At 65.3% G+C, this 19,596-nt stretch carries 15 protein-coding genes; 3 read left to right on the plus strand and 12 right to left on the minus strand.

Going from position 1 to position 19,596, the window contains the following annotated elements; genetic code table 11:
• Positions 1 to 1,635, minus strand: coding sequence for a hypothetical protein (locus IT430_15555; protein MCC6909355.1), 1,635 nt, complete (start codon positions 1,633 to 1,635; stop codon positions 1 to 3).
• Positions 1,632 to 2,363, minus strand: coding sequence for a hypothetical protein (locus IT430_15560; GenBank protein ID MCC6909356.1), 732 nt, complete (start codon positions 2,361 to 2,363; stop codon positions 1,632 to 1,634). Before IT430_15560 ends, IT430_15555 begins: the two co-directional genes overlap by 4 nt.
• A gap of 125 nt (positions 2,364 to 2,488) precedes the next feature.
• Between IT430_15560 and IT430_15565 the strand changes: the two genes are divergently transcribed.
• Entirely contained in the window at positions 2,489 to 3,187 is a 699-nt protein-coding gene (locus IT430_15565) for an FKBP-type peptidyl-prolyl cis-trans isomerase (protein ID MCC6909357.1), read from the plus strand.
• 380 nt (positions 3,188 to 3,567) lie between these two features.
• Here IT430_15565 and tadA read toward each other — a convergent pair whose 3' ends face one another.
• From tadA to IT430_15600, 7 genes are all read right to left on the minus strand, one after another.
• Entirely contained in the window at positions 3,568 to 5,253 is a 1,686-nt protein-coding gene (gene tadA / locus IT430_15570; GenBank protein ID MCC6909358.1) for a Flp pilus assembly complex ATPase component TadA, read from the minus strand.
• 173 nt (positions 5,254 to 5,426) lie between these two features.
• The gene (locus IT430_15575) at positions 5,427 to 5,873 is read right to left on the minus strand and encodes a hypothetical protein (protein ID MCC6909359.1); all 447 of its coding nucleotides are present in this window, start codon (positions 5,871 to 5,873) and stop codon (positions 5,427 to 5,429) included.
• On the minus strand, positions 5,873 to 7,324 hold the full coding sequence (locus tag IT430_15580) for a hypothetical protein (protein ID MCC6909360.1): 1,452 nt from the start codon (positions 7,322 to 7,324) through the stop codon (positions 5,873 to 5,875). The genes IT430_15575 and IT430_15580 overlap by 1 nt, the downstream gene beginning before the upstream one ends.
• Positions 7,321 to 8,598, minus strand: a complete 1,278-nt coding sequence (nrfD, locus tag IT430_15585) for a polysulfide reductase NrfD (protein ID MCC6909361.1) — start codon at positions 8,596 to 8,598, stop codon at positions 7,321 to 7,323. The genes IT430_15580 and nrfD overlap by 4 nt, the downstream gene beginning before the upstream one ends.
• On the minus strand, positions 8,595 to 9,512 hold the full coding sequence (locus tag IT430_15590; GenBank protein MCC6909362.1) for a 4Fe-4S dicluster domain-containing protein: 918 nt from the start codon (positions 9,510 to 9,512) through the stop codon (positions 8,595 to 8,597). The genes nrfD and IT430_15590 overlap by 4 nt, the downstream gene beginning before the upstream one ends.
• 134 nt (positions 9,513 to 9,646) lie before the next feature.
• A complete protein-coding gene (locus IT430_15595) occupies positions 9,647 to 10,414 on the minus strand; it encodes a hypothetical protein (GenBank protein ID MCC6909363.1) in 768 nt (255 codons plus the stop codon).
• Between the two features lie 224 nt (positions 10,415 to 10,638).
• Positions 10,639 to 11,451: a DUF1559 domain-containing protein gene (locus tag IT430_15600; GenBank protein ID MCC6909364.1), complete on the minus strand. Its 813-nt coding sequence runs from the start codon at positions 11,449 to 11,451 to the stop codon at positions 10,639 to 10,641.
• A 342-nt stretch (positions 11,452 to 11,793) separates the two neighbouring features.
• On the opposite strand from IT430_15600, the gene IT430_15605 reads away from it, so the two are divergent.
• The gene (locus IT430_15605) at positions 11,794 to 13,473 is read left to right on the plus strand and encodes a PQQ-binding-like beta-propeller repeat protein (protein MCC6909365.1); all 1,680 of its coding nucleotides are present in this window, start codon (positions 11,794 to 11,796) and stop codon (positions 13,471 to 13,473) included.
• Between the two features lie 93 nt (positions 13,474 to 13,566).
• On the opposite strand, the gene IT430_15610 is transcribed toward IT430_15605, so the two are convergent.
• Complete coding sequence (locus IT430_15610; GenBank protein ID MCC6909366.1) at positions 13,567 to 14,322, minus strand: hypothetical protein; 756 nt, start codon at positions 14,320 to 14,322, stop codon at positions 13,567 to 13,569.
• A 59-nt stretch (positions 14,323 to 14,381) separates the two neighbouring features.
• On the opposite strand from IT430_15610, the gene IT430_15615 reads away from it, so the two are divergent.
• On the plus strand, positions 14,382 to 17,192 hold the full coding sequence (locus IT430_15615) for a hypothetical protein (GenBank protein ID MCC6909367.1): 2,811 nt from the start codon (positions 14,382 to 14,384) through the stop codon (positions 17,190 to 17,192).
• A 2-nt stretch (positions 17,193 to 17,194) separates the two neighbouring features.
• Here the strand turns inward: IT430_15615 and IT430_15620 are convergent, their stop codons facing one another.
• Both IT430_15620 and IT430_15625 read right to left on the minus strand, forming a co-directional pair.
• Positions 17,195 to 18,094 (minus strand): NAD(P)-dependent oxidoreductase, encoded by a 900-nt coding sequence (locus IT430_15620; protein ID MCC6909368.1) that lies wholly within the window; start codon positions 18,092 to 18,094, stop codon positions 17,195 to 17,197.
• Between the two features lie 68 nt (positions 18,095 to 18,162).
• Entirely contained in the window at positions 18,163 to 19,536 is a 1,374-nt protein-coding gene (locus IT430_15625; protein MCC6909369.1) for an AI-2E family transporter, read from the minus strand.
• Between the last annotated feature and the right edge of the window lie 60 nt (positions 19,537 to 19,596).

The following is a 19,596-nucleotide window of genomic DNA, read 5'->3' on the forward strand; positions in this document are numbered from 1 at the left end:
CTAAGGGGCTGCTCGCGACTCGCCTGGCTGAAAGGTGCGAGACTCGGTGTCGAACCTGTCCGCCCCGGACTCAAGAGCAAAGGCGGTGCGCATGATATCGAACTGCAGCGCCGCCACGTCGTCATCCCACGGGCACAACGGCGCGACCATCGCCGCATACTGCGGCAGGAACCGTTCGATCAGCCACGCCCGCTCGATCATGGCAGCGCCCGCTTCGCCCTGCGGGGCCGTGAGCACTGCCTCGGCCGCCTCTGTATCGCCCACGGCAAGCAGCGCCATCAAGGCATCGAGGCGCTCGCCGGGCTGAGTCGTCGCGACGGTCCATGCGTAGGCCCGATCCGCGGCGGCTGCAGCGCTGCCGAGGCTGGCCATCATGACGCCCAATCGCGCCGCGCGGCGGAACGCCGGATTCGAACTTGCTTCGTATTCCTCGCTCAGTCGCCATGCATCGCGCGATGTCAGGCCGTAGAGCAAGGCGCCGGCGCGCTGCACCTCGGGATCCAAAGCACTGAGCCACTGCCGCGCGAGATCGGAGGCACGCTCGCGGCTGAGCAGCCGTTCGGCCAGCAGCACCGCAGCCCACGCGCTGCCATCTTCGGCTACGGGTTCGTCGAGCAGATCAGCCACATCCGCCGGCTGCGCTCGCCACGCGGCCCAGCGCCGCAGGCGCATTGGCGCCTCAGTGTCATCACCCGCCAGTACTCCAAGCCAGGCCTGGTGCACCGCCGGCAGCCGCTCAGTCGGGTCACCCCACCGCTCGGCGGCGTGCAGCAGCGCAGGTCGGTTGCCGTCGAGCACCAGCGCTTCAAGCCGTTGCCGGGCGCGAGGATCGTCTGAGCGAGCCAGGAGCCACGGCAGTGTCGTGCTCGGCCAGGGCGAAGCGTCGCACGCCGTCAGAAGCGTCGCCGAATCATCGCGATCCGTAGCCGTCGCCGCCCACAGCATGGCCTCGGCGACCCGCGGCTGTTCTTCGCGCCACTGTCCCGCGTAGCCCGATTCGGGCTGGAGATGCCCGAGCAGCAGCCACGCCAGCCGCCGCACACCCGCGTCTTCGTCGGCGCGAGCAGCCGCCGCCAACTCCTCGACCCTGCCGCGCGGCAGGTTCGCCGCCGCTTCCATCATCGCGCGGCGGCGCACTGCGGCATGTGGAGGCCACTGCACGACACGCTGCCAGAGCGATTCGATCTCCCTGCCATTGCGCGGCGCTTCGGCAGCAGTAAGTTCATCGAGGACGCTCTCGGCCGCCGCACGGTCCTGCGAGTCGAGAATGAGATGGAGCCGCCGCGCCCACAACTGCTCTGAAATCACAGGAAAGCGCCAGAATCCCTCTTCGCGCAGCAGCGTGGCGACATCGACAAAGACTGCCTGCGGCGAATCGCCTTCGATCCCCGCCGCCGCCCGCCGGGCATAGTCGGAATGCTCCTGCAATCTCGATGGCGCCGGGTCTCCGGTCGAGGCGCCCGGTCGCGCGGCTTGGCCCCACCACTGCGCGGCCGCCCGCCGCGCGATCGCATCATCCTTGATGAGGTCGCGCAGCATCATTTCGCGCTGCACGCTCGGCCAGAGCAGCACACCGATCACCGCGCCCACCAGCAGCGCTGCAGCAAAGCCGGCCAGCCGCCGCCCGCGCATCACGCGTACTGCCGCATTGGCGAGACCAGCAGGTAATCAGCGATGGATCGGCACAGGCGATCACTGAGCCGGCCGAACTCGGGCATCAATCGCGCGGTCTCGGCGAGCAACTGCTCGTGGCCCAGGCCAGCCGCCTGCCGTTCGCGGCCGCGCAGATTCGACCAGCGCGCGATGGCTTGCGCATCCGCTTCGACGAGTTGGCCCAAGCCGTACGTGCGCACGCCCGCGCGCCACGCAAGCGTACGGCACTTTTTCGTACCCGCCAGCGCTGCCGAGTCGGGCGGCAGTTTGGTCACCTGCTCGCTGAGCCAGACGAACTGCATGCTCCGCCACGGCTGGCCCGTCAGTATCGTGTCCACCGTGCCGGCAAACGCGAGTTTGCTTTCGCGCCAGCCCATCTCAACGGCCCCATCCGCCAGCGGCCCCACAGCTCCGCCCAGCGCCAGCGCGACCAGCAGGCTTCCCGTGCCAATGCCGATGACGGGCATCTGCCGGCCGTGCGCCTCCCGAACGAGTGTCGCCTGGCCCTTGCTCCACGTCGCGCCGAGCAGGCTCGCCGTATTCGCGAACGATCCGAGCAGGACGATCGCGTCCACATCATCCAAGTCGGACCGGGGTGCATCACCGGTCCAGAGCCGCCGCACGTTCAGCCGGTGTCCGTAACGGAGCAGGACATCCCCCAGCCGGCCCGGGCCGCACGCCTGCTCGTGTTCAAAAACCAGAATGCTCATGTTGACCCACCCTTTCAGATGTCGCCGCGGGCCGAAATGGAGCCCCGGACGGCCGCAGACAGCCGACCTATCCTTTGCGTCTTCGAGGGGTTTCGCATCCTGTGACGAAAGGAAAGGTTCGCTCAATGAAAGCACGCAAACTGGCAATCTCCACGGCGGCGGTCGCGCTCTGCGCCGGCGCCATCTCCGCGGCGGTGATTCTCGAGCCCGTTGACTACTCGATCATCCCCGTTCCCTTCTCGCGCATCCACCGCTCGCTCAGCAGCGGCGATATCAACCTGCCAAAGGCGATTGAAATCGCTCAGGAAGCCACCGGCGGCGTCGCCGGCTCGGCCGTTGCCGACTTCTCGGGTGACAAGGTTCAGTTTACCGTGGACGCATACACCGCTGAGAAAGGCTGGACCGTGACCATCAACGCAGACGGCTCCGTGAAGGACAAAACCGAACTGAGCAACCTCCCCGGCGACGCCGTCACGGGCGACTGGACCGTCACCGACTCCGGCCTGCGGTACTACGACCTCAAGGTCGGCGAAGGCGCCCAGCCAAGCGGTCCAACGGCGCAGGTCAAAGTCCACTACACCGGCTGGACCGTCGACGGCAAGGTCTTCGACTCCAGCGTCGAGCGCGGCGAGCCCATCACCTTCCCGCTCAACGGCGTCATCAAGGGCTGGACCGAAGGCGTCCAGACCATGAAGGTCGGCGGCAAGCGCAAACTCATCATCCCCTACACCCTCGCCTACGGCGAAATGGGCCGCCCGCCCATCATCCCCCGTAAGGCGACGCTCGTGTTCGACGTCGAACTGCTCGACGTGATCGAGCAGTAAGCCCAATCGATTCAATCGACCAATCCCACGACGCCGCGCGATTCACTCGCGCGGCGTCGTTCGCTTTTCGGGCCGCACCACCTTTCTGCTCGGCTATCGAGGTCGACTCCCCGGCACGGCCATCCCCCCACCACCCACTGCGCCAACTGCGGCTACGACCTCCGCGGTAACGCCAGCGGCGTGTGCCCGGAGTGCGGGAGTCCACGCAGCGCGTAGGTCGGGACCGCTGCTCTGCTTGCCCTGAGCCATGTCGAAGGGAGCGCGGCCCGGCAGTTGGACTCGCTTCGCGCGAACAGGTCAGTCCAACGACTTCGGCCGCCCAACCGCCGGGCCTGCGCAGAGCCTTGTCCCGACCTACGACTGATGCCCTGCCTGCCCCATCACGTCGCTGCGGCGTGCATGACTTCGCGCACCGTCGTGGTCCCTTCGCGGGCCTTGGCCAGGCCGTCCTCGATGAGGCGGATGAGCAGGCTGTCCTTGCGGGCCCGCTCGGTGATGCGCGCCGCGTTCTCGTGGGCCATGATCATCTCGCGGATGTCGTTGCTGATCGTGAACAGTTCAAAAATCCCCACGCGACCGCGGAAGCCGGTGTTGCGACACTCGCGGCAGCCGGCCGGTTCGTGCCACGCCGCGCCTTTCGAACTCGCCCCTTCGGGCAGCGGCGCTTCGGGCGTATCGACGGGCTGTTTGCAGTGAGGACACAGCCGCCGCACGAGCCGCTGGGCGAGCACGCCTTCGAGCGAGCTGGCCACGAGATAGGGCTCAACGCCCATGTCGAGCAGTCGCGTCGTCGCGCTGGGCGCATCGTTGGTGTGCAGCGTCGAGAACACCAGGTGACCGGTGAGCGACGCCTGGATCGCCGCGTCGGCCGTTTCCTTGTCACGAATCTCGCCGACCATGATCACGTCGGGATCGTGACGCAGGATGGCGCGAAGGCCCGCGGCAAACGTCAGCCCGATCTTGTGATTCACCGGGATCTGGTTCACGCCGCTGAGGTTGTATTCGACGGGGTCTTCGACCGTTACCGCCTTGATCTCTTCAGAGACGATGCGGTTGAGCGAGGCGTAGAGCGTGGTTGATTTGCCGCTGCCCGTCGGGCCGGTCACCAGCAGAATGCCGTGCGGCCGGGCGATGAGATGATCCCAGCCGGTGAGGATCTGCTGCGTCATGCCCAGCGTATCAAGGCCGAAGCGCACGGAGGTCTTGTCGAGGATGCGCAGCACCACGCCTTCGCCGAAGATCATGGGGATGATCGACACGCGGAGGTCGTACTCGTTGCCCTTGTGGCGCAGGTTGATGCGGCCGTCCTGGGGCTTGCGCTTCTCGGCGATGTTCAGATTCGCCATGATCTTGATGCGGCTGATGATCGCGTTGCGAAACCGCCGGATCGACGCCGACATCGACGGCTTATAGAGCACGCCGTCCACGCGGTAGCGGATGTCGAGGCTGCCCTCGTAGGGCTCGATGTGGATGTCCGTGGCCCGTTCGGAGATCGCCTCGATGAGAAGGTCGTTGACGAGTTTGATGACCGAGGCCTGCTGCGCCTGCTCAAGTTCGTTCTTGGTCTCTTCGTCTGCTGCGGCAAGGCTCGCCTGCTCGTCGAGGTTGAACTCGGCGGCGGTATTGAGCGCATCAAGCGTGTCGCCCGCCACGCCGTAGTGCTCGCGGATGAAGCGGTGAAGGTCTTCCTCGTCGGCGAGGACGAGTTCGATCGAGGTGCCCGTAAGCAGGCGCAGTTCGTCAAACGCGGAGAGTTCGAAAGGGTCGCTCGTGGCGACGCGGAGCGTGCCGTTGGAGCGGCTGATGGGCACGCAGTTCTGCTTGTAGACGAGTTTGGCCGGGAGCATGCCCAGTGTTTCGGCCTCGGGCTCGACTTCGGTCAGATCGACGATGGGCATGTCGAACTGATCGCCGATGGCCTTGAGCACGTCGCCCTGACGGCAGTAGCCCAGACGAACGAGCGTGCGGTCCAGCCGCTCGCCCGTCTGCTTCTGGAGCATCAGGGCTTCATCGAGCTGTTCGCGCGAGATGACACCGCGCTCGACAAGGATACTGCCAATTCCCATGTCCCCTATTGTACCGGCCAACGCGGCGGGCGCGGCAGCGGACGGCCCGAAATGACCCGCCCTCGGGAAGGTCTCGCAGTGTCCGGATCGCCTCCTCTTGCACCGCCTTCCAGATCCGCGTCAGCCAGCTGATGGTGCATGAGTTCCAGTAGGCGCTGCGCCAGGTAGGTGGGTCACTGCAAGAGGTGATCCGATATCTCGCAAAGCGCCTCGTAGTACTCTTCGACCTCCAGGCCCAGCAGCGTGGCGCCGAAGATTTCGGCTTCGTCGCTGGTGGCGATGTCGCCGTAGTTGATCGTTACCAGGTGGTAGGCGATGACCAGCGGCAGGAGGTCGGCCTGCTTCTCCAGCGCGGGATGAACGAAAAGGCAGTAGCCGTCGGCCGGGCGATCGCCCAGCGGCTGTGCGTGCGCGAATTCACCGGGCAGCAGTGCGGCGGCGTCGTAGCGCACGCCGCACGGGTAGCGGGTCACCTGCCGGTCGTCGAGCATGTGCAGGATCGCCGCGGCGTCGATGTACAGCCCGTAGCGGAGCCGCGCCTGCATGGCAACCTGCACGATGTGATCTCGCAGCGCGATCCGGCTGTCTGCTTCGGTGAGTCGCCGTTCCACTGCTGACATCACTTCTTCTGTTCGTAGCGCTTCTGGAACTCTTCTGCGGCCGCCTTGCGACGGGCGGCCTCTTCGGGATCCATCTTGCCGAGGTACCAGCGGTGGTCGGCGCTGTTGAGGACTTCGTCGAGTTTGGCGGCGAGCGCTTCGGCGGCCTTCTGCTTGTCGGGATCGCTTGAGGCACGGCCGTGCTCAATGAGTTCTTCGAGTTCGGGAACGTATTCGGAGTACCAGTGCTTGGCAATCTCGTAGGTGCCGTGCCAGTGGGTGTAGTCCGGCCCCATCATCGAGACGCCATGACGGGCCCGGCGGCCTTCGTGGTGCCAGAGTTCGTACCAGATGAAGTCCACTTTGTTCGAGAAGGTCTCGGCGCGGAGCAGCGGCTTGGCGAGGTTGTACAGCGCCTCGCCCGGTTTGGCGTACTTTTCGTTGTACAGCTCGATGAGCGCATCATACTGCACGTAGAAGTTGTCCACCCAGTTCTGGTTGTGGCAGTTGAGACAGACGTTCTGCATGTTGGCCCGGCGCGTCTCCCAGTTGATGTGCTGGGCCGGCAGGTTCATCTTGGCGTCCGAAACCTCGGGACGCACGGACAGCACGGGCCGGTTGTTCCAACTAATGCGCAGCCCGATGTCGTGCGTCACGTCCTGGTCCTTGGTGGCGCTCATGTGGCAGGTGGCGCAGGTCGGAGCCTTGAAGTAGTCCTCGCCGACGATCCACTTCTCGGCGTCGAGATTCATCTCATCGATGTTGGCAAAGAAAGCGATACCGTGCTTCGACTCTTCGTAAATCTCCTTCTGCGGGTGATCCGGCCCCATGTGGCACTTGCCGCAGGTGTCCGGGTGGCGCGCCTGGGCGGCGGAGAAGGAGTGCCGGCTGTGGCAGGCGGCGCAGGAACCTTCCGAGCCGTCGGGGTTGATGCGCCCGATGCCGGTGTTGGGCCAGGTGGCCGGATCGAGTTTGCCCCCGTCGAGGACCTTGACCTCTGAGCCGTGACACTGCCAGCACCCGCTGACGGCTGCGGCGCTGTTGCCATGCGGGAACGCCGGCGTCACAAAGGCGCTATTCCCCTCGACGATCTCGGCCAGGCGATTGTCGAGTGAACCCAGAATCCGCGCGCCTTTGGCGTGGTGGCTGCCCTGAAACTCCTCCACTTCCCGGCTGTGGCAGCGCGAGCAGTCCTTGGGCGTCACGAGCACGGCGATCCACTGGCCCTCGTGCTCCATGGCATCAGGGTCGGTCTTGTCCGCGGCGTGGCACTCGAAGCAGCCGACGTTGCCGCGGAAGTGCTTGCTGTCGCCCCACTGCTGGTAGAGCGCGGTGCTCTCTTTCTTGTGGCAGTCGACGCAGGCGCGCGACTCGGCGCTCAACTCGGGCAGGCCAAATGCCTGGCCCCACGCCGCGCTCGCGCTGATCGCCAGAGCCAGAGTTCCGATTACAGGCGGCATGAACCGTGTCACGACGTGCTCCTTTCAATTCCGAGTGCTGTCGCGCTGGTGGATCTGTGCAGCGGAGGCTCCGCTTCGGTCGTGTAGGGATGGTCAATCGTGAGACGACCGGACAGAACCGGAATGGTGATTCGAACCGAGATAGTGAACAGGAGAATCCCCGCCGCCCAGATGCCCAGGCAGACAAGAATCTCGTTGACGGTCGGCCGGTATTCGACGATTTCGCCGATGGGCGTGGGAATGAACGCGGGGACGATCAGCCCCATGCCCTTCTCGATCCAGACGCCGATGATGATGAGAACACACGCGAGGTTGAGGTAGCGCAAACTCCGCGCCAGGGGCAGATAGAGAATGAGCAGCGCTACGGCCGTCATGCCCACGGAGGTCCAGATCCACGGCACGAGCGCGCGGTTTTCGCCGATACCGAAGAAGAGGTAGTGCGTCGAAGCGCTGTGGGCCGTGTCGGCGTAGAACTCCGTGAACACTTCGCTCATCAGCAGGAAGACGTTGATCGTGAGCGCGACGAGGATGATCTGCCGCAGCGTCATGAGCGCCTTTTGCGGCACGTTGTAATCGGTGAATCTCCGGATAACCTGCAGGGCCAGCACGATGAAAGCCGGTCCGGCGGCGAAAGCCGAGGCGAGGAAGCGCGGCGCAATGATGGCGCTGTTCCAGAACGGGCGGGCGCCGAGGCCGACGTACAGAAACGCCGTCACGGTGTGGATACTTACCGCCCAGACAATCGCGATCAGTACGAATGGCACGACGAACAGCGCCTTGCGCGGCTCGCGCTTGCGGTATGCGCAGTAGATGAGATAGCCGCAGATGTGCAGGTTGAGCAGCAGATATCCATTGAGAACTATCACATCCCACGTCAGCATCGACAGCGGAAAGTTGAAGCGCAGAAAAAGGTGGTGCACGCGGTCCGGCCGGCCGAGGTCCACCGTCACGAAGAGCAGGCACATGATGATGAACGAGACTGCGGCAAGTTCGCCGAAGATGACCAGGTCGTGCAGTTCCTTGTTGCGGTAGATGTACACCGGAATGACGAGCATGACCGCGGCCGCCGCCATGCCCACGAGAAACGTGAAGTTGGCGATGTACAGCCCCCAGGACACCTGGTCGGTCATGCCCGTCGTCGCCAGGCCGAAGACGAGTTGCCGGCAATAGGCGTTGAGCCCGAGCAGGGCGATGGCCGTCAGGGTGAGCATCCAAGCGCCGTAGCGCCAGTCGCCGACGAAACTGAGCCGGAAGCACCGCCAGAGAAAGACGATGTAGTCTCTCACGCGATCGCCTCCTGGCCATCTGCGGCCGCCTCGCGGTCGCCGCCGCTGCGCGGGTGACGCTCGTCGAAGTAGTAGAAGAAGCGCGGCAGAGTTCCCGCCTCTTCCTTGAGTACGAACACGCGCTTGGTCTTGAGAATCTCCGAGACTTCGCTCTGTGGATCGAGCACGTTGCCGAACTTGCGCGCGCCCGTGGGGCACACTTCGAGGCAGGCGGGCAGTTCACCGGCGCGGGTGCGGTGCAGGCAGAAGTGGCACTTCTCCATGACGCCCTTGTGACGCGGCCGGTTGGAGAGGTAACTCATGCGCGGATTGACGTCTTTCTTGGGCAACTTCGGCTCGGCAAAGTTGAACCGGCGGGCCCAGTACGGACACGCCGCTTCGCAGTACCTGCAGCCGATGCACCAGTCGTAGTCGATCACGGTGATGCCGTCGGGCTCCTGCCACGTCGCCTCCACCGGGCAGACCTTCACGCACGGCGGCTTGGCGCACTGGTGGCACTGGATCGGCACGTAGTAGTGCTCGCGGTCGGGCACGGTCGGCCGGTCGTAGTGGTGGTTGCCCTTTTCGATGTCGAGCGTGCCGCGCGGCATCTCGACCACGCGAATGTACTGAATCTCCGGGTCGCGGCTCTGGTTGTTCTCCTGCACGCAGGCATGCACGCACTTGCGGCAGCCGATGCAGCGCGAGATGTTCAGCGCGTAGACGAACTCGACGCCGTCCATCGGCCGCACGTCCCGGATGTCCGGGCGCAGGTCGTAGCGCTTCTCGACCTCGCGGGAGATGCGCTCGAGCGCTTGGCGCATTTCCTCGCCATCCATCTCCTTGTAGTGCTTCTGGATGAACTTCTCGACGGAGCCGAAGTCGTTTTCATCGAGTTCGCGCAGCGGGCTGAGGGCGCCGACGAGCGCGGCCATGCCCCCGATCGCCGCGGCACCCTTGCGGAGGAAGCTGCGGCGCGTGGTGCCGAGGCGATGCGGACCTGGACCTGAACAGGCGGACGAACACTCGCCGTGTGAACACTTCGACTGAGATGAATCGAAGATGCGCATCAGTGCTCATCCTCTCCGGCGGCGGGGGACTTCTCCGGCGCCGCGTCCGAGTCGTAGGGGGTAGGCTCTTCCTCCACGCCGATGCGCACCGGCTCATAGGGCCAGTCTTCTTCGGGCGGGTAGCGGCGAAGCGGGTTCTCCTCAGTCTCGTGGCCATGCGCACCGTCTGGATCCTGCCGGCCCATGCGCAGCGTGCTGGGCGCCGGCAGCGGTTGCATCGGCGCGTAGCGCGGCGCGTGCGGGTCGTGGCACTGCACGCACGTCAGCCTGACTCGCGCAGCGCTGCCGACGATCCACGAGCCCAAAGACTTGCCGTGCACGCCGCGCTCCCAGTCGCGATAGGTCGGGCCATGACACTGCGCGCAGAGCAGCTCAACCTGGTCGAAGCCGACGGTTTCGCTGCCGCGAAGGGCGAGGCGATTGCGGTCCTCGCGCGCGTGGCAGTTGAAGCAGCGATCGTTCATGCCGTGGTCGAGCACGAGATGGGTATGCTGGGTGAGGCGGCGGGCGGCCTCGACCGGAGGCTGCATGAGGCTGTGGCAGTCGTTGCAGTCGCGCACAAAGCCGTTGATGAGCGCCTGCGGCGGCGAGGTGAGCAGCGCCTGCGTCCGCAGCGGCCCGCGCGGCAGCGCTTCGGCGGCAATGAGTTGTGGCGGACGTTGGGGCCAGTTCGGCTCGACGGGTTCAATGAGAAAGTACACGGCGAGCGCCAGGAAAACGAAGGTCGTGGCGTAGTCGGAGATCTGCCTCGTGCGCCGGTGATTCATCGGGGCCAATCGCAGGACCGGTGGACCACAAATCTGGATAACGATATCCGATTATCAGTCCGGCTCCAGTCGCCGCGGCTGCAAAGACGGCCGCGCAAGGCCAATTCCGGGGAATCCCCTCAAGGAAGCACGTTCGTTGCGCGGCGCCGGGACGGCGCGACAGTCTCAAGTCGCAGGTGCGTGGGTTTGTGGGGCGGCGCGAATGCTCGGTTCGCGCGCAGCCGTCACCAGTTGGACGGATGGTTGATCCAACCGTACTTGTTGAAGTCGGACTTGTAGAGACCCGTGTAGTTTTTGCCGGGCGTCGTTTCGACGAGCAGGTCGTACGCCTGAAGATCGCCGGGCTCTTCGAGATCGTCGCGCAGTCCTTTGGGACTTTCGAACTCGCCGGCGGAACCGTCCAAGTATGCCACGTTGCACTTGCCGAAATGCCGTGTCGAAAACTGATCCCACCAGGCCCACGTGCCGTCAGGAGTGGGGTTGTTGTACCACGTTTCATCCTCCTCGATGAGAATGGGCATGGCTTGGAATGCTTTGAGATTTCGACCGGGGACGGCCGGATCGATTGGATAGAGCGTCCGCCATTGCAGATCGACTCGCGCGCCGGACATGCCGGCGACGAACGTGTAGTCATACTCCTTGTTTGCCGCCCGCTTGGCCTTGGGGCACTCAACCGCCGCGCTGGAGCGACTGACGTAGGGATAGATGCGGCCGGTGGGAAACGCCGGTTCATTTGGCAGATGTGGGTGCGAGTAGCCGGACCAGTCGAGTCTGTATGCCGGTCCGTGATTCGTACAGCCCGGGATCTGTCCGTAGTCGTTCCCGTAATTCAGGAACGCGAGCGCCAACTGGCGCTGATTCGACAGACAGCCAACCTGCTTGGCCCGCTCGCGCGCCTGGCTCAGCGCCGGCAGCAGCAGCGATATAAGCAGCGCAATGATCGAAATCACCACCAGCAGTTCGATGAGCGTGAAACCCCACCGCCCGAACGGCAGTGGGCAACGGACCGAGTGGCTCTTGGCGGAATCCGGCCGCATCTGACACTCCTTCCGGTCTGTGAGTCGCCGCCGCGTCGGCCGCGGCGCTAGACGATGTGATTGTACCGCCATTCTGGCTGGCGGTGGGACAGAATCCGCTCCAAAGGCGCGAGGCGCCTGCCCGGTGAATGTACCGCGTTTCGAGCGCCGCCGCAGCGCATTGGCCGCCATTCTGCTGGTCGGCCGGCGCGAGCCCGGTTCGGGAAAATCAACCCGATTCTCGAAAGGTCGTAGCAAGGATGGGCAAAATCTGGTCTAATAGAGGAACTGCGGCGGCCCCCACGAAGACATCTGCTCGGCCGCTTCGCATGATCCAACTGGACCTCTGGAAGGAGAGAACCAATGGCAGTACCCTCAGGACGGCAAGCTCTCGCACTCATCGCCACCGCCGCACTGCTCAGCACTTCCGCGCACGCTCAACTCGACAACAGCGTCTGGCCGCAGTACCGCGCCAACGACGCCAAGGCCGGCGCCGTGATGGCGCCCGGCCCGGCCGTGGAGCACGCCTGGACCAACGACACGGTTGCCATCCCTTCGCCCGGCGGAATCTGCGTCGCGGCCAACGGCGACATCTACTACAAGAGCATGGATGATGACGGCTGCTACGTCTATCGCATCGATCCGAGCGATGGACACGTCATCGCCCAGAGCGTGAACCTTGGCGGCGTCAACGGCAGCTACTCGGGCGTGGCCGTCGGCGTCAATCGCATCTATACGACGATCTACTCCGGCGCGGGCAACACGTCGATCAAAGTGCTCGACAAGGACACGCTCGCGGTGACCAACACCATCACCAACGCGGCGTTCCAGAGCCTTCTCGGCACGCCGCTCATGGGCACCGCGCTCAACAACGCGGGCCATCGCAACCTGTACGTCGTCGATTACGGCGCGCTCATGCTTCACGCGGTGGATTCGGTGACAGGTTCACTGATGTGGTCGCGAGCGTTGCCCGCAGTGGGGTTCTTCGGTGCCGTGGGCCCGATGTGGGAAGACGGAAACGGCAAGCAGGTCATCGCCCACTTCGGCAACGCCCAGTACTTCGGCGGCAGCGCCATCCGCGACAACGGCGACAACACCTCGACCGAACTCTGGCTCGGTGGACCCGAAAGTTTCAACTGGTGGGGCAGCGGCGCCATGAGCGCCGATGGCAACCGCATCTACGTCACCACCTTCAATGACAACGACGTGTCGCCGCTGTGGGCCATCGACAAAAACACCGGCTTGATCGTGTGGCGGGTGCCCGGCTTCCGCGGCGACCCCACCAGGGAAATGAACTTCTTCGCCCGCCCGGCGGTGGTCGGCAACCGCATCTACTGCGGCGGGGCCAACGGCGTCGTCGCCTGCTACCAGGACAACGGCAGCAGCGCCACGCTGCTCTGGGAGTACCGCGACCTGATGGATGAACACACGTGCATCTCGGCAGCGAGAGCGCCGGACAACAAGACCTACATCTATGCGGTGAAACAGGGCGCCAACCTGAGTCCGCCGCGCGGCGAACTGATCGTTCTGCGCGATGACGGCAGCAGTTACACGCTTCTGCTTCAGACCGATCTCAACGGGACCATGCTGCGGACGAACTACGCGACGAGTTCGTGCCTCATTGACAGCGAGGGCGGCCTCTACGTCGGCGGCGGCAACCCCGTCGATGCAGGCGTCGGCCCCAGCGCGATCTACAAGTTTGCTCCGGCGGGCGGCGGCGGCTATCGGCTCACGCTCACAGGCTCCTGCCCGGGCCAGATCGGCATCAGCTGGAGCGGCGCGACGCCGCGCATCCAGCAGGGCATTCTCTTCGCCCGCGGCACCGGCCAGCAGATCATCCCGCCGGGCAACCCGTGCGCGGGAACCCAACTCGGGCTCAACGCCAACGGCCTGATGCTGGTCGATCCGCCCGGATTCTTCAGCACCGGCAACAGCGGCAGCGGCACCATTAACGGCCAGGCGCCATCCGGCGCCTGCGGGGGCTACTTGCAACTCATTCAGGGCGGCTCATGCACGCTCAGCAATGTCGCTCGGATCCAGTAGAACACGCCAAAGCAGCCGATCAAGCAAGGCGGCGACCACTTCAGGTCGCCGCCTCTCGTTTTGCCCTGCTGTGGATTGACTGCAACCGCCCGGTCAGTTCTCCCCCACCGCGGCGAGAATCTCGCCGACCGCCTCGGGGAGCGGGCGCGTTTCGAGGTTGAGACCGCCGTCGGCCTGAACGGTGAGTTCGTAGAGCACGCCGGGCTTCATCGGCTTGTAGACCGCTTCGCCCTGCGCGACGCGCACGCCGTACTCGGCTGCAAGCGCCGGGTCGTTGCACAGATCCCAGAACCGCTCCCACAATTTCTTCTCGAAGTCGATGGGCCTCTCGGGCCCGCTGTAGCCCGCGGGCACTTCGCCTGCGACGTCGATTGGAAAGCCGTCGGCGGGCGCGAGCATTTCGGAGTAGACGCGACGGAGGAGCACGATCGTCTGGCCGCGCATCGGATGAGCCGTAGCGACCGCGTCGTGGTCGAACTTCACGACCAGGCCATCGAAGAAGGCGACGTGGCCGGGGATGGTGAAGCAGTGCCGGCCGACGGGCTGCTCATCGGGCCCGAGTTCCACCATGAGAAGCGAGGTTTCAGTCGGCAGCCCGGCCGGGCCGGTCTTCTGTTCGGTGACGACGATTTGCGCCAGCCGCCGGCTGCGGGTGAGGCGGTCGATCATGTTCTCGAGGACCTGCTGGCGCCGGGCGGCCTCGACGAGTGACTGCTCGAGCTGCTGCTCCCGGCCGTGAGCGACCTGGCGGTAGTGCCAGTAGGCGCCGCCCATCGCCGAGGCGAGAACGATCAGCGCCAGCGCCAGGAGGGTGAGTGGAAGGCTCGCGATGGTGGAAAGTCGCGGCATCGGCTGATCTTATCGGCACAGTTGCAGGTCCGTCCGCAAGCGAGTCGATACCTGTGGAAATGCGCCGCTTTCTGTTGCGAAACCTCCTCTTCCCCGCCCTGCTCGGCGGTTTGCTGGGCCCGCTGGCGCCCGCGTGCCCGGCTCAGACGCAGGAGGCAGGCGGCGTTGGACCTGGTGACCTCTTCGAGGATCTGACCTCGCGCGTGGTGCAAACCTTTGACTTCGATGAACCCGAGACCGCCGACCCGGTGCCGCTGTACTGGGTGCGCATCGCCGACAAGGGCTTCCCGCACTGGAACGATGCCGCGTTCTTTCCGGATACGCCGGCAGGTGATGGCGAGGATCGCTGCATCCGCATCCCGACCATCGGCGGCAATGCCGGACTGCGCCTGGTCGCCGGCGTGGTGCCGATCATCCCTGAGATCGACTACCACCTACGCATTCGGGTCCGCACCGAGGGCCTGCGTCGCTCGCGGGCCCGCGTCGTCGCGTACTTTGCCGACGAAGACGGGCGGCGCATTGAGCCGTCGTTATCCGCTTCGCCCCTGCTGGAAACGGATGGGCAGTGGCGCGACGCCGAAGTGGTCTTGCGCGGCCTATCGCCCGGAATGATGTGGCGCGACGCCGACGGCAACCGGACCGCCTCGCCGGCGTGGCTGCAGGTTGAACTGCTCATCGAGCAGCCGGCGACGTGGAACACCGACCCGGACACCCGCCCCCGGGTGCTGCTGGAAGACGTGGTCGGCGCCGCCGCGTACTTTGACGATCTCACGATCTGGCGCGTTCCGCGGATTGAACTGTCATCGACAGCGCCCCACAACCTGATGGTGGCGCCCGACGCGCCGACACTCTACCTTCGCGCGCAGGACGTGGCCGCGGCTTCGCTGCAGTCCACCATGCGCATCTACGACTTTCGCGGCGATCTCGTTGACGAGCGCGAACTGAGCCTCAGCAACGACTGGCAGCCGGTCCTCTACCGACCGAACCTGCCGGGCTATGGCTGGTATCGCGCGATCGCCAACGTGACCGAAAGCGGCGCAGCAGTGTCGCGCACGTGGCTGGATTTTGCATGGATGCCTCGCGTGGCCGGGTCGGTTGGGCCGCTGCACTTCCGCGGATTCAGCGTGGTCGGAGACGATCTGCCGCTCGAGCAGTGGCCGCACGTTCCTGAACTGATGGCCGGGCTCGGCGCCGATTCCATCTCATTGCCGATGTGGTCGAATGATCTGACGCGCAGCCGCATCCAGGCGCACCGCACCGCGCTGAGTCCGACGGTCAATCGTCTCAACGGCTCGGCGCGCGGCGTGCGTTTCGTCGTCACGGCTCTGCCCGATGAACTTTCCGCACAGGAGCACGCGAACTCATCGCTGGTCTACGAGACCTTCGGCGCCGGCACCGACGAGGTGTGGCGATACCTCGAGGACTTCCTCGTTTCGTTCGGGCAAGTGGTGGGACAGTGGCAGTTTGCTCCGACGGAGAGTCTCGGCGCCGGACGAGTGGATCAGCACCCGCAACGGCTCGAAGCAATTCTCCGGCGCCTGTTCGCTCTTGTGCCCTCGCCGCAGCTCGTCGTTCCCTGGACCGCCGAACAGCCGGCCGCGGCGGCGCTCATCGCCGACACAGCGGCCGACGCCATCAGTGCGCTCCCGGCAGGCGGCCGGCGATCGCTGAGCACGCCGCCGGTCCGCTTTGCGACCATCCTTCCCAATGAAGTGTCGCCCGACGTGATCGGCGAGTACCTGGCGCCATGGGTCGATCGCGAGCTGGCCTGCACCGTCGTCATCGAACCGGCCGACGCAGAATTGTTCGGCCTCGAGCACCAGGTCGGCGACCTGGTTCGCCGCACGGTGATGGCATGGGAAGCCGGCGCTACGGACGTGGCCATCAGGCATCCCTGGGACATGCAGCCGCTTCAGCCCGACCGGGCCATGCCCGGCGCGCTCTACCCGGTGTGGCGCACGCTGGCGGCTCACCTGAGCGGCCGCATGGAGCACGCGCGGCTCGATCTCGGCAACGACGTGACTGCAGTCGTCTTTCGCGACGCGCAGGGAAACGGCACGATCGCGGTCTGGCACGATTCACCCGACAGCGAAGTGGTGCGCGCTTCGATCTTTCTCGGCAACCATTCGATCAGCATGTGCGATGCATTCGGCAACACCGAGCAGGTGCCTGTGGTCGGAGGCGTGCACGAGATCCGAATCACGCGCCAGCCTCAGTTCGTTGATAACGCCGTGATCAACCTTGCGCTGCTGCGGTCGGGCTTTCGCGTGACGCCTCGTTGGATCGAGGGCGCTGCTGCAGTGCACATGCACGAGATGGTGCTGACGAATCCATGGAAGACGAGCATCGCGGGCACGCTGCGCATCATCGAACCGGCGGACTGGGATATTCGCCAGCGCGTGCGGCAGATCTCGATGGGCGCCGGCGAGGAGATCCGGCTGCCGCTCATCTTCACCTATCCAGCCTACGAAACCGGCGGGCCCAAGCGCATCGTGGTCGATCTCGCCCTTCAGAACATCTCCACCAACGCGGTCCGCATGGAGTCGATCGTCGAACTCGGCTTCCAGAAGATCGCTCTTATGCCGCACTACGAGTACGTGATCAACCCGGAAGGCAACGAAGAACTGGTCGTCACGCTCGAGATTTCGAATAACTCCGATGCGCCGGCATGGCTCTCGGCCATGGTCCTGGCGGAAGGCTACGGCCGGCTCGAACTCGACGTGGCGCAGCTGAAACCGGGCGAGACGACCGTGCGCGTGTTCCGCCTGACCGACCCCGCCACGCGCCTGCTCAATACCCAGATCCGCGTCGGGCTGCGGGAGCGCGGCGGATCGGGTCGCTTCAACCTGCTCGTGAATGCGACGCGGTGAACTCAGGATCCCGCGCTATGCTCCGTCGCGGCGATCAACTCGCGCAGGTAATCTCGGATTCCGTCATGGCCTCTGTCGAGTCGCACTCCCAGTGATCGGGCCGCGTCCTTCGTAAAGGTGTTCTTCGGCTCGGCGGGGCTCGATGCATCCACCGTCGCCTCGATGCCAAGCAGGTCGGCGGCGATGAGCGCCCAGTCGGCCCAGCGGGCGTAGCAGTCCACGAGGTTGTACGCTTTGCCCGCCGCGTCAGGATTGCCCACGCACGCAACCGTGGCGGCGGCGACGTCATCGACGTGCACGAACTTCCCGCCTCCGGGCTTGTCCACGGATTGGCCGCGGCGGAGTCGTCGGAGCATGCCGATGCCGTAGGTCCGTTCGAGATTTGGATCGAGACCGTACACGCCGCACGGCCGCAGCGCGCACGTGTGCTGACCAGCACTGAAGTGAGCCGCCCACAGGTGCGCCTCCACGGCCGCCTTGTACGCGCCGTACCACGAGCCGGGTCGGAGCGGGTGATCTTCATCGATGACGCCGCCCCAGCGCGGCCGCATGTCGTGGTGCACGGCGATGGTGCTGATGAAGATGAACTGCCGCGGTGCGCTCCATTGCAGCAGCCGGATCGAGCCGAGCAGGTTGCGCTCGAGATGCGCGTCGAGGTCGCTGCTCTTGAGCGGTGCCCAGTCCACGCCGCAGTGGACCACGCAGTCGGCGCCATGGAGCAGATCCGCCCACGCTTTCTTGTCTGCCAGATCGCCCTCGACGAACCGATCGATCTGCGGCTCAATGTGATCGCGCCGACTGCTCGCGCGAACCAGTGCTGCGCAGGTGTGCCCCGCGGTATGAAGATCGCGCGCGATCGCTGAGCCGATGAATCCCGAAGCGCCGGTGAGTGCGACGTGCATGGCGAGCCTCCCGGCGAGATGATACCGGCCACGGCCGGGCAGCGCCGCGACGTCACACCGGCGGGAGCCTACTGCTCGTCGATGGGCAGCACATCACTTGCCTGCCCACGGCCGTACGCTTTGATGCGCGGCACGACGACGTCCATGATGATGATCTTGCCGCATGCGGCGACGGGGATGGCCAGCAGCATGCCGTAGACGCCCGCGACCACGCCGCCGGCGAGAACGACGACGAGCACGGACACCGGGCCGAGATTTGTTGCCTTTCCGGAAATCACCGGCGTGAGGACGTAGCCCTCGACCAGTTGCACCACGGTGAACACGACCGACGGCCAAAGGATGATCGCCCACCACGCCATCTGCTCGCCGCCTTGCCCGTCAGCCTGCGACATCCACAGCAATCCGATGGCCAGGGGCAGTCCGATGCCGCCGAGATACGGCACCATGCTCAGAATGCCCGTCAGTATGCCCAGCACCAGCCAGTAGGGCACGCCGCACGCCCACCAGCCCGCCGCCAGCAGCACTCCCATGATGGCCGAGATGACAACCCGGCCGCGGACGAATCCGCTCACGGCGAGGTCCATCTTGTGGAGCATGTCATAAATCTTGCGCGAGTGCTCAACGGGAAACAGCTCGACAACCCCATCGCGCAACTTCGGCCAGCCCGTCGAGAACGCGTAGAAGTAGAAAGGAATGAGGAAGAGCGTGAAGGCGATGTAGATTGTCGAGCCTATAAACGCGAAAATCATCGAGACGGCATCACCAGTCGTCCGCACCGTGGCCTGGAAGACGGCGCCGAGGTTCGCGTGCAACCAGTCGCGGATGTTCGCCGCGATCTCGCGCGATTGGCTCGCGTCCGACTGCGGCGGCGACTGCGCTTCTGCTGCCGTTGAATCCGCCGGCGGGGCTTGTTCAGTGGCGCCCTGCTCCGGGTCCGCCGCAACCTCTGAAGGGCTGGCCTGGTCATCCGGAAGTGCTGCATCGTCGCCCTGGGCCGGTCCGAAGAGGCTGCCCAAGCCGTCCATCAGCGCCTCGCCGACGGGCTCGGGCAGCCGCTCATCCACGTACTGGATCGCCTCCGCCACGGAGTCAGGCAGCCTGCGCAGCAGGTCGATTGTCTGAACCAGCGACAGCGCGAAACCCACGAGCGCCAGTGCAAACAGCACGCCCACGGCCCCGACGAGGCTCCCGGCCACGACCGGCCGCGACACGTTGAAGCGCCGCGTGACGCGAATGATGATCGGCTCGAAGAGGTAGGCCAGAGCGAGCGCGATCAGCAGCGGCACCGTGACGCTGCGCAGCCAGTAGCCGCACAGGATCAGAAAGATCGCCAGCGCGATGACGGCGATATCGCGCACCGACTGAATCTGCCAGAGGTGCAGGTGGCGCGGGTCTTCCGGCTGGAACTTCGGCTGCAACTGGCCCTGAGTTGGCTCATCCATGGTTGGTGCAGGATACCGATCCGATGGACGGCGACAAGTCCGCCGGAAGCCCGGGGCGGA

This window comes from Phycisphaerales bacterium, assembly GCA_020852515.1.
In the GTDB taxonomy this organism is placed as follows: Bacteria; Planctomycetota; Phycisphaerae; order Phycisphaerales; family UBA5793; genus UBA5793.

Excerpts from the sequence above, each read along its gene's own strand:
- IT430_15560 (MCC6909356.1), bottom strand. The coding sequence starts at position 2,363 with ATGAGCATTCTGGTTTTTGAACACGAGCAGGCGTGCGGCCCGGGCCGG.
- IT430_15565 (MCC6909357.1), top strand. The coding sequence starts at position 2,489 with ATGAAAGCACGCAAACTGGCAATCTCCACGGCGGCGGTCGCGCTCTGC.
- tadA (MCC6909358.1), bottom strand. The coding sequence starts at position 5,253 with ATGGGAATTGGCAGTATCCTTGTCGAGCGCGGTGTCATCTCGCGCGAA.
- IT430_15575 (MCC6909359.1), bottom strand. The coding sequence starts at position 5,873 with ATGTCAGCAGTGGAACGGCGACTCACCGAAGCAGACAGCCGGATCGCG.
- IT430_15590 (MCC6909362.1), bottom strand. The coding sequence starts at position 9,512 with ATGGCCGCGCTCGTCGGCGCCCTCAGCCCGCTGCGCGAACTCGATGAA.
- IT430_15595 (MCC6909363.1), bottom strand. The coding sequence starts at position 10,414 with ATGAATCACCGGCGCACGAGGCAGATCTCCGACTACGCCACGACCTTC.
- IT430_15600 (MCC6909364.1), bottom strand. The coding sequence starts at position 11,451 with ATGCGGCCGGATTCCGCCAAGAGCCACTCGGTCCGTTGCCCACTGCCG.
- IT430_15605 (MCC6909365.1), top strand. The coding sequence starts at position 11,794 with ATGGCAGTACCCTCAGGACGGCAAGCTCTCGCACTCATCGCCACCGCC.
- IT430_15610 (MCC6909366.1), bottom strand. The coding sequence starts at position 14,322 with ATGCCGCGACTTTCCACCATCGCGAGCCTTCCACTCACCCTCCTGGCG.
- IT430_15615 (MCC6909367.1), top strand. The coding sequence starts at position 14,382 with ATGCGCCGCTTTCTGTTGCGAAACCTCCTCTTCCCCGCCCTGCTCGGC.
- IT430_15620 (MCC6909368.1), bottom strand. The coding sequence starts at position 18,094 with ATGCACGTCGCACTCACCGGCGCTTCGGGATTCATCGGCTCAGCGATC.
- IT430_15625 (MCC6909369.1), bottom strand. The coding sequence starts at position 19,536 with ATGGATGAGCCAACTCAGGGCCAGTTGCAGCCGAAGTTCCAGCCGGAA.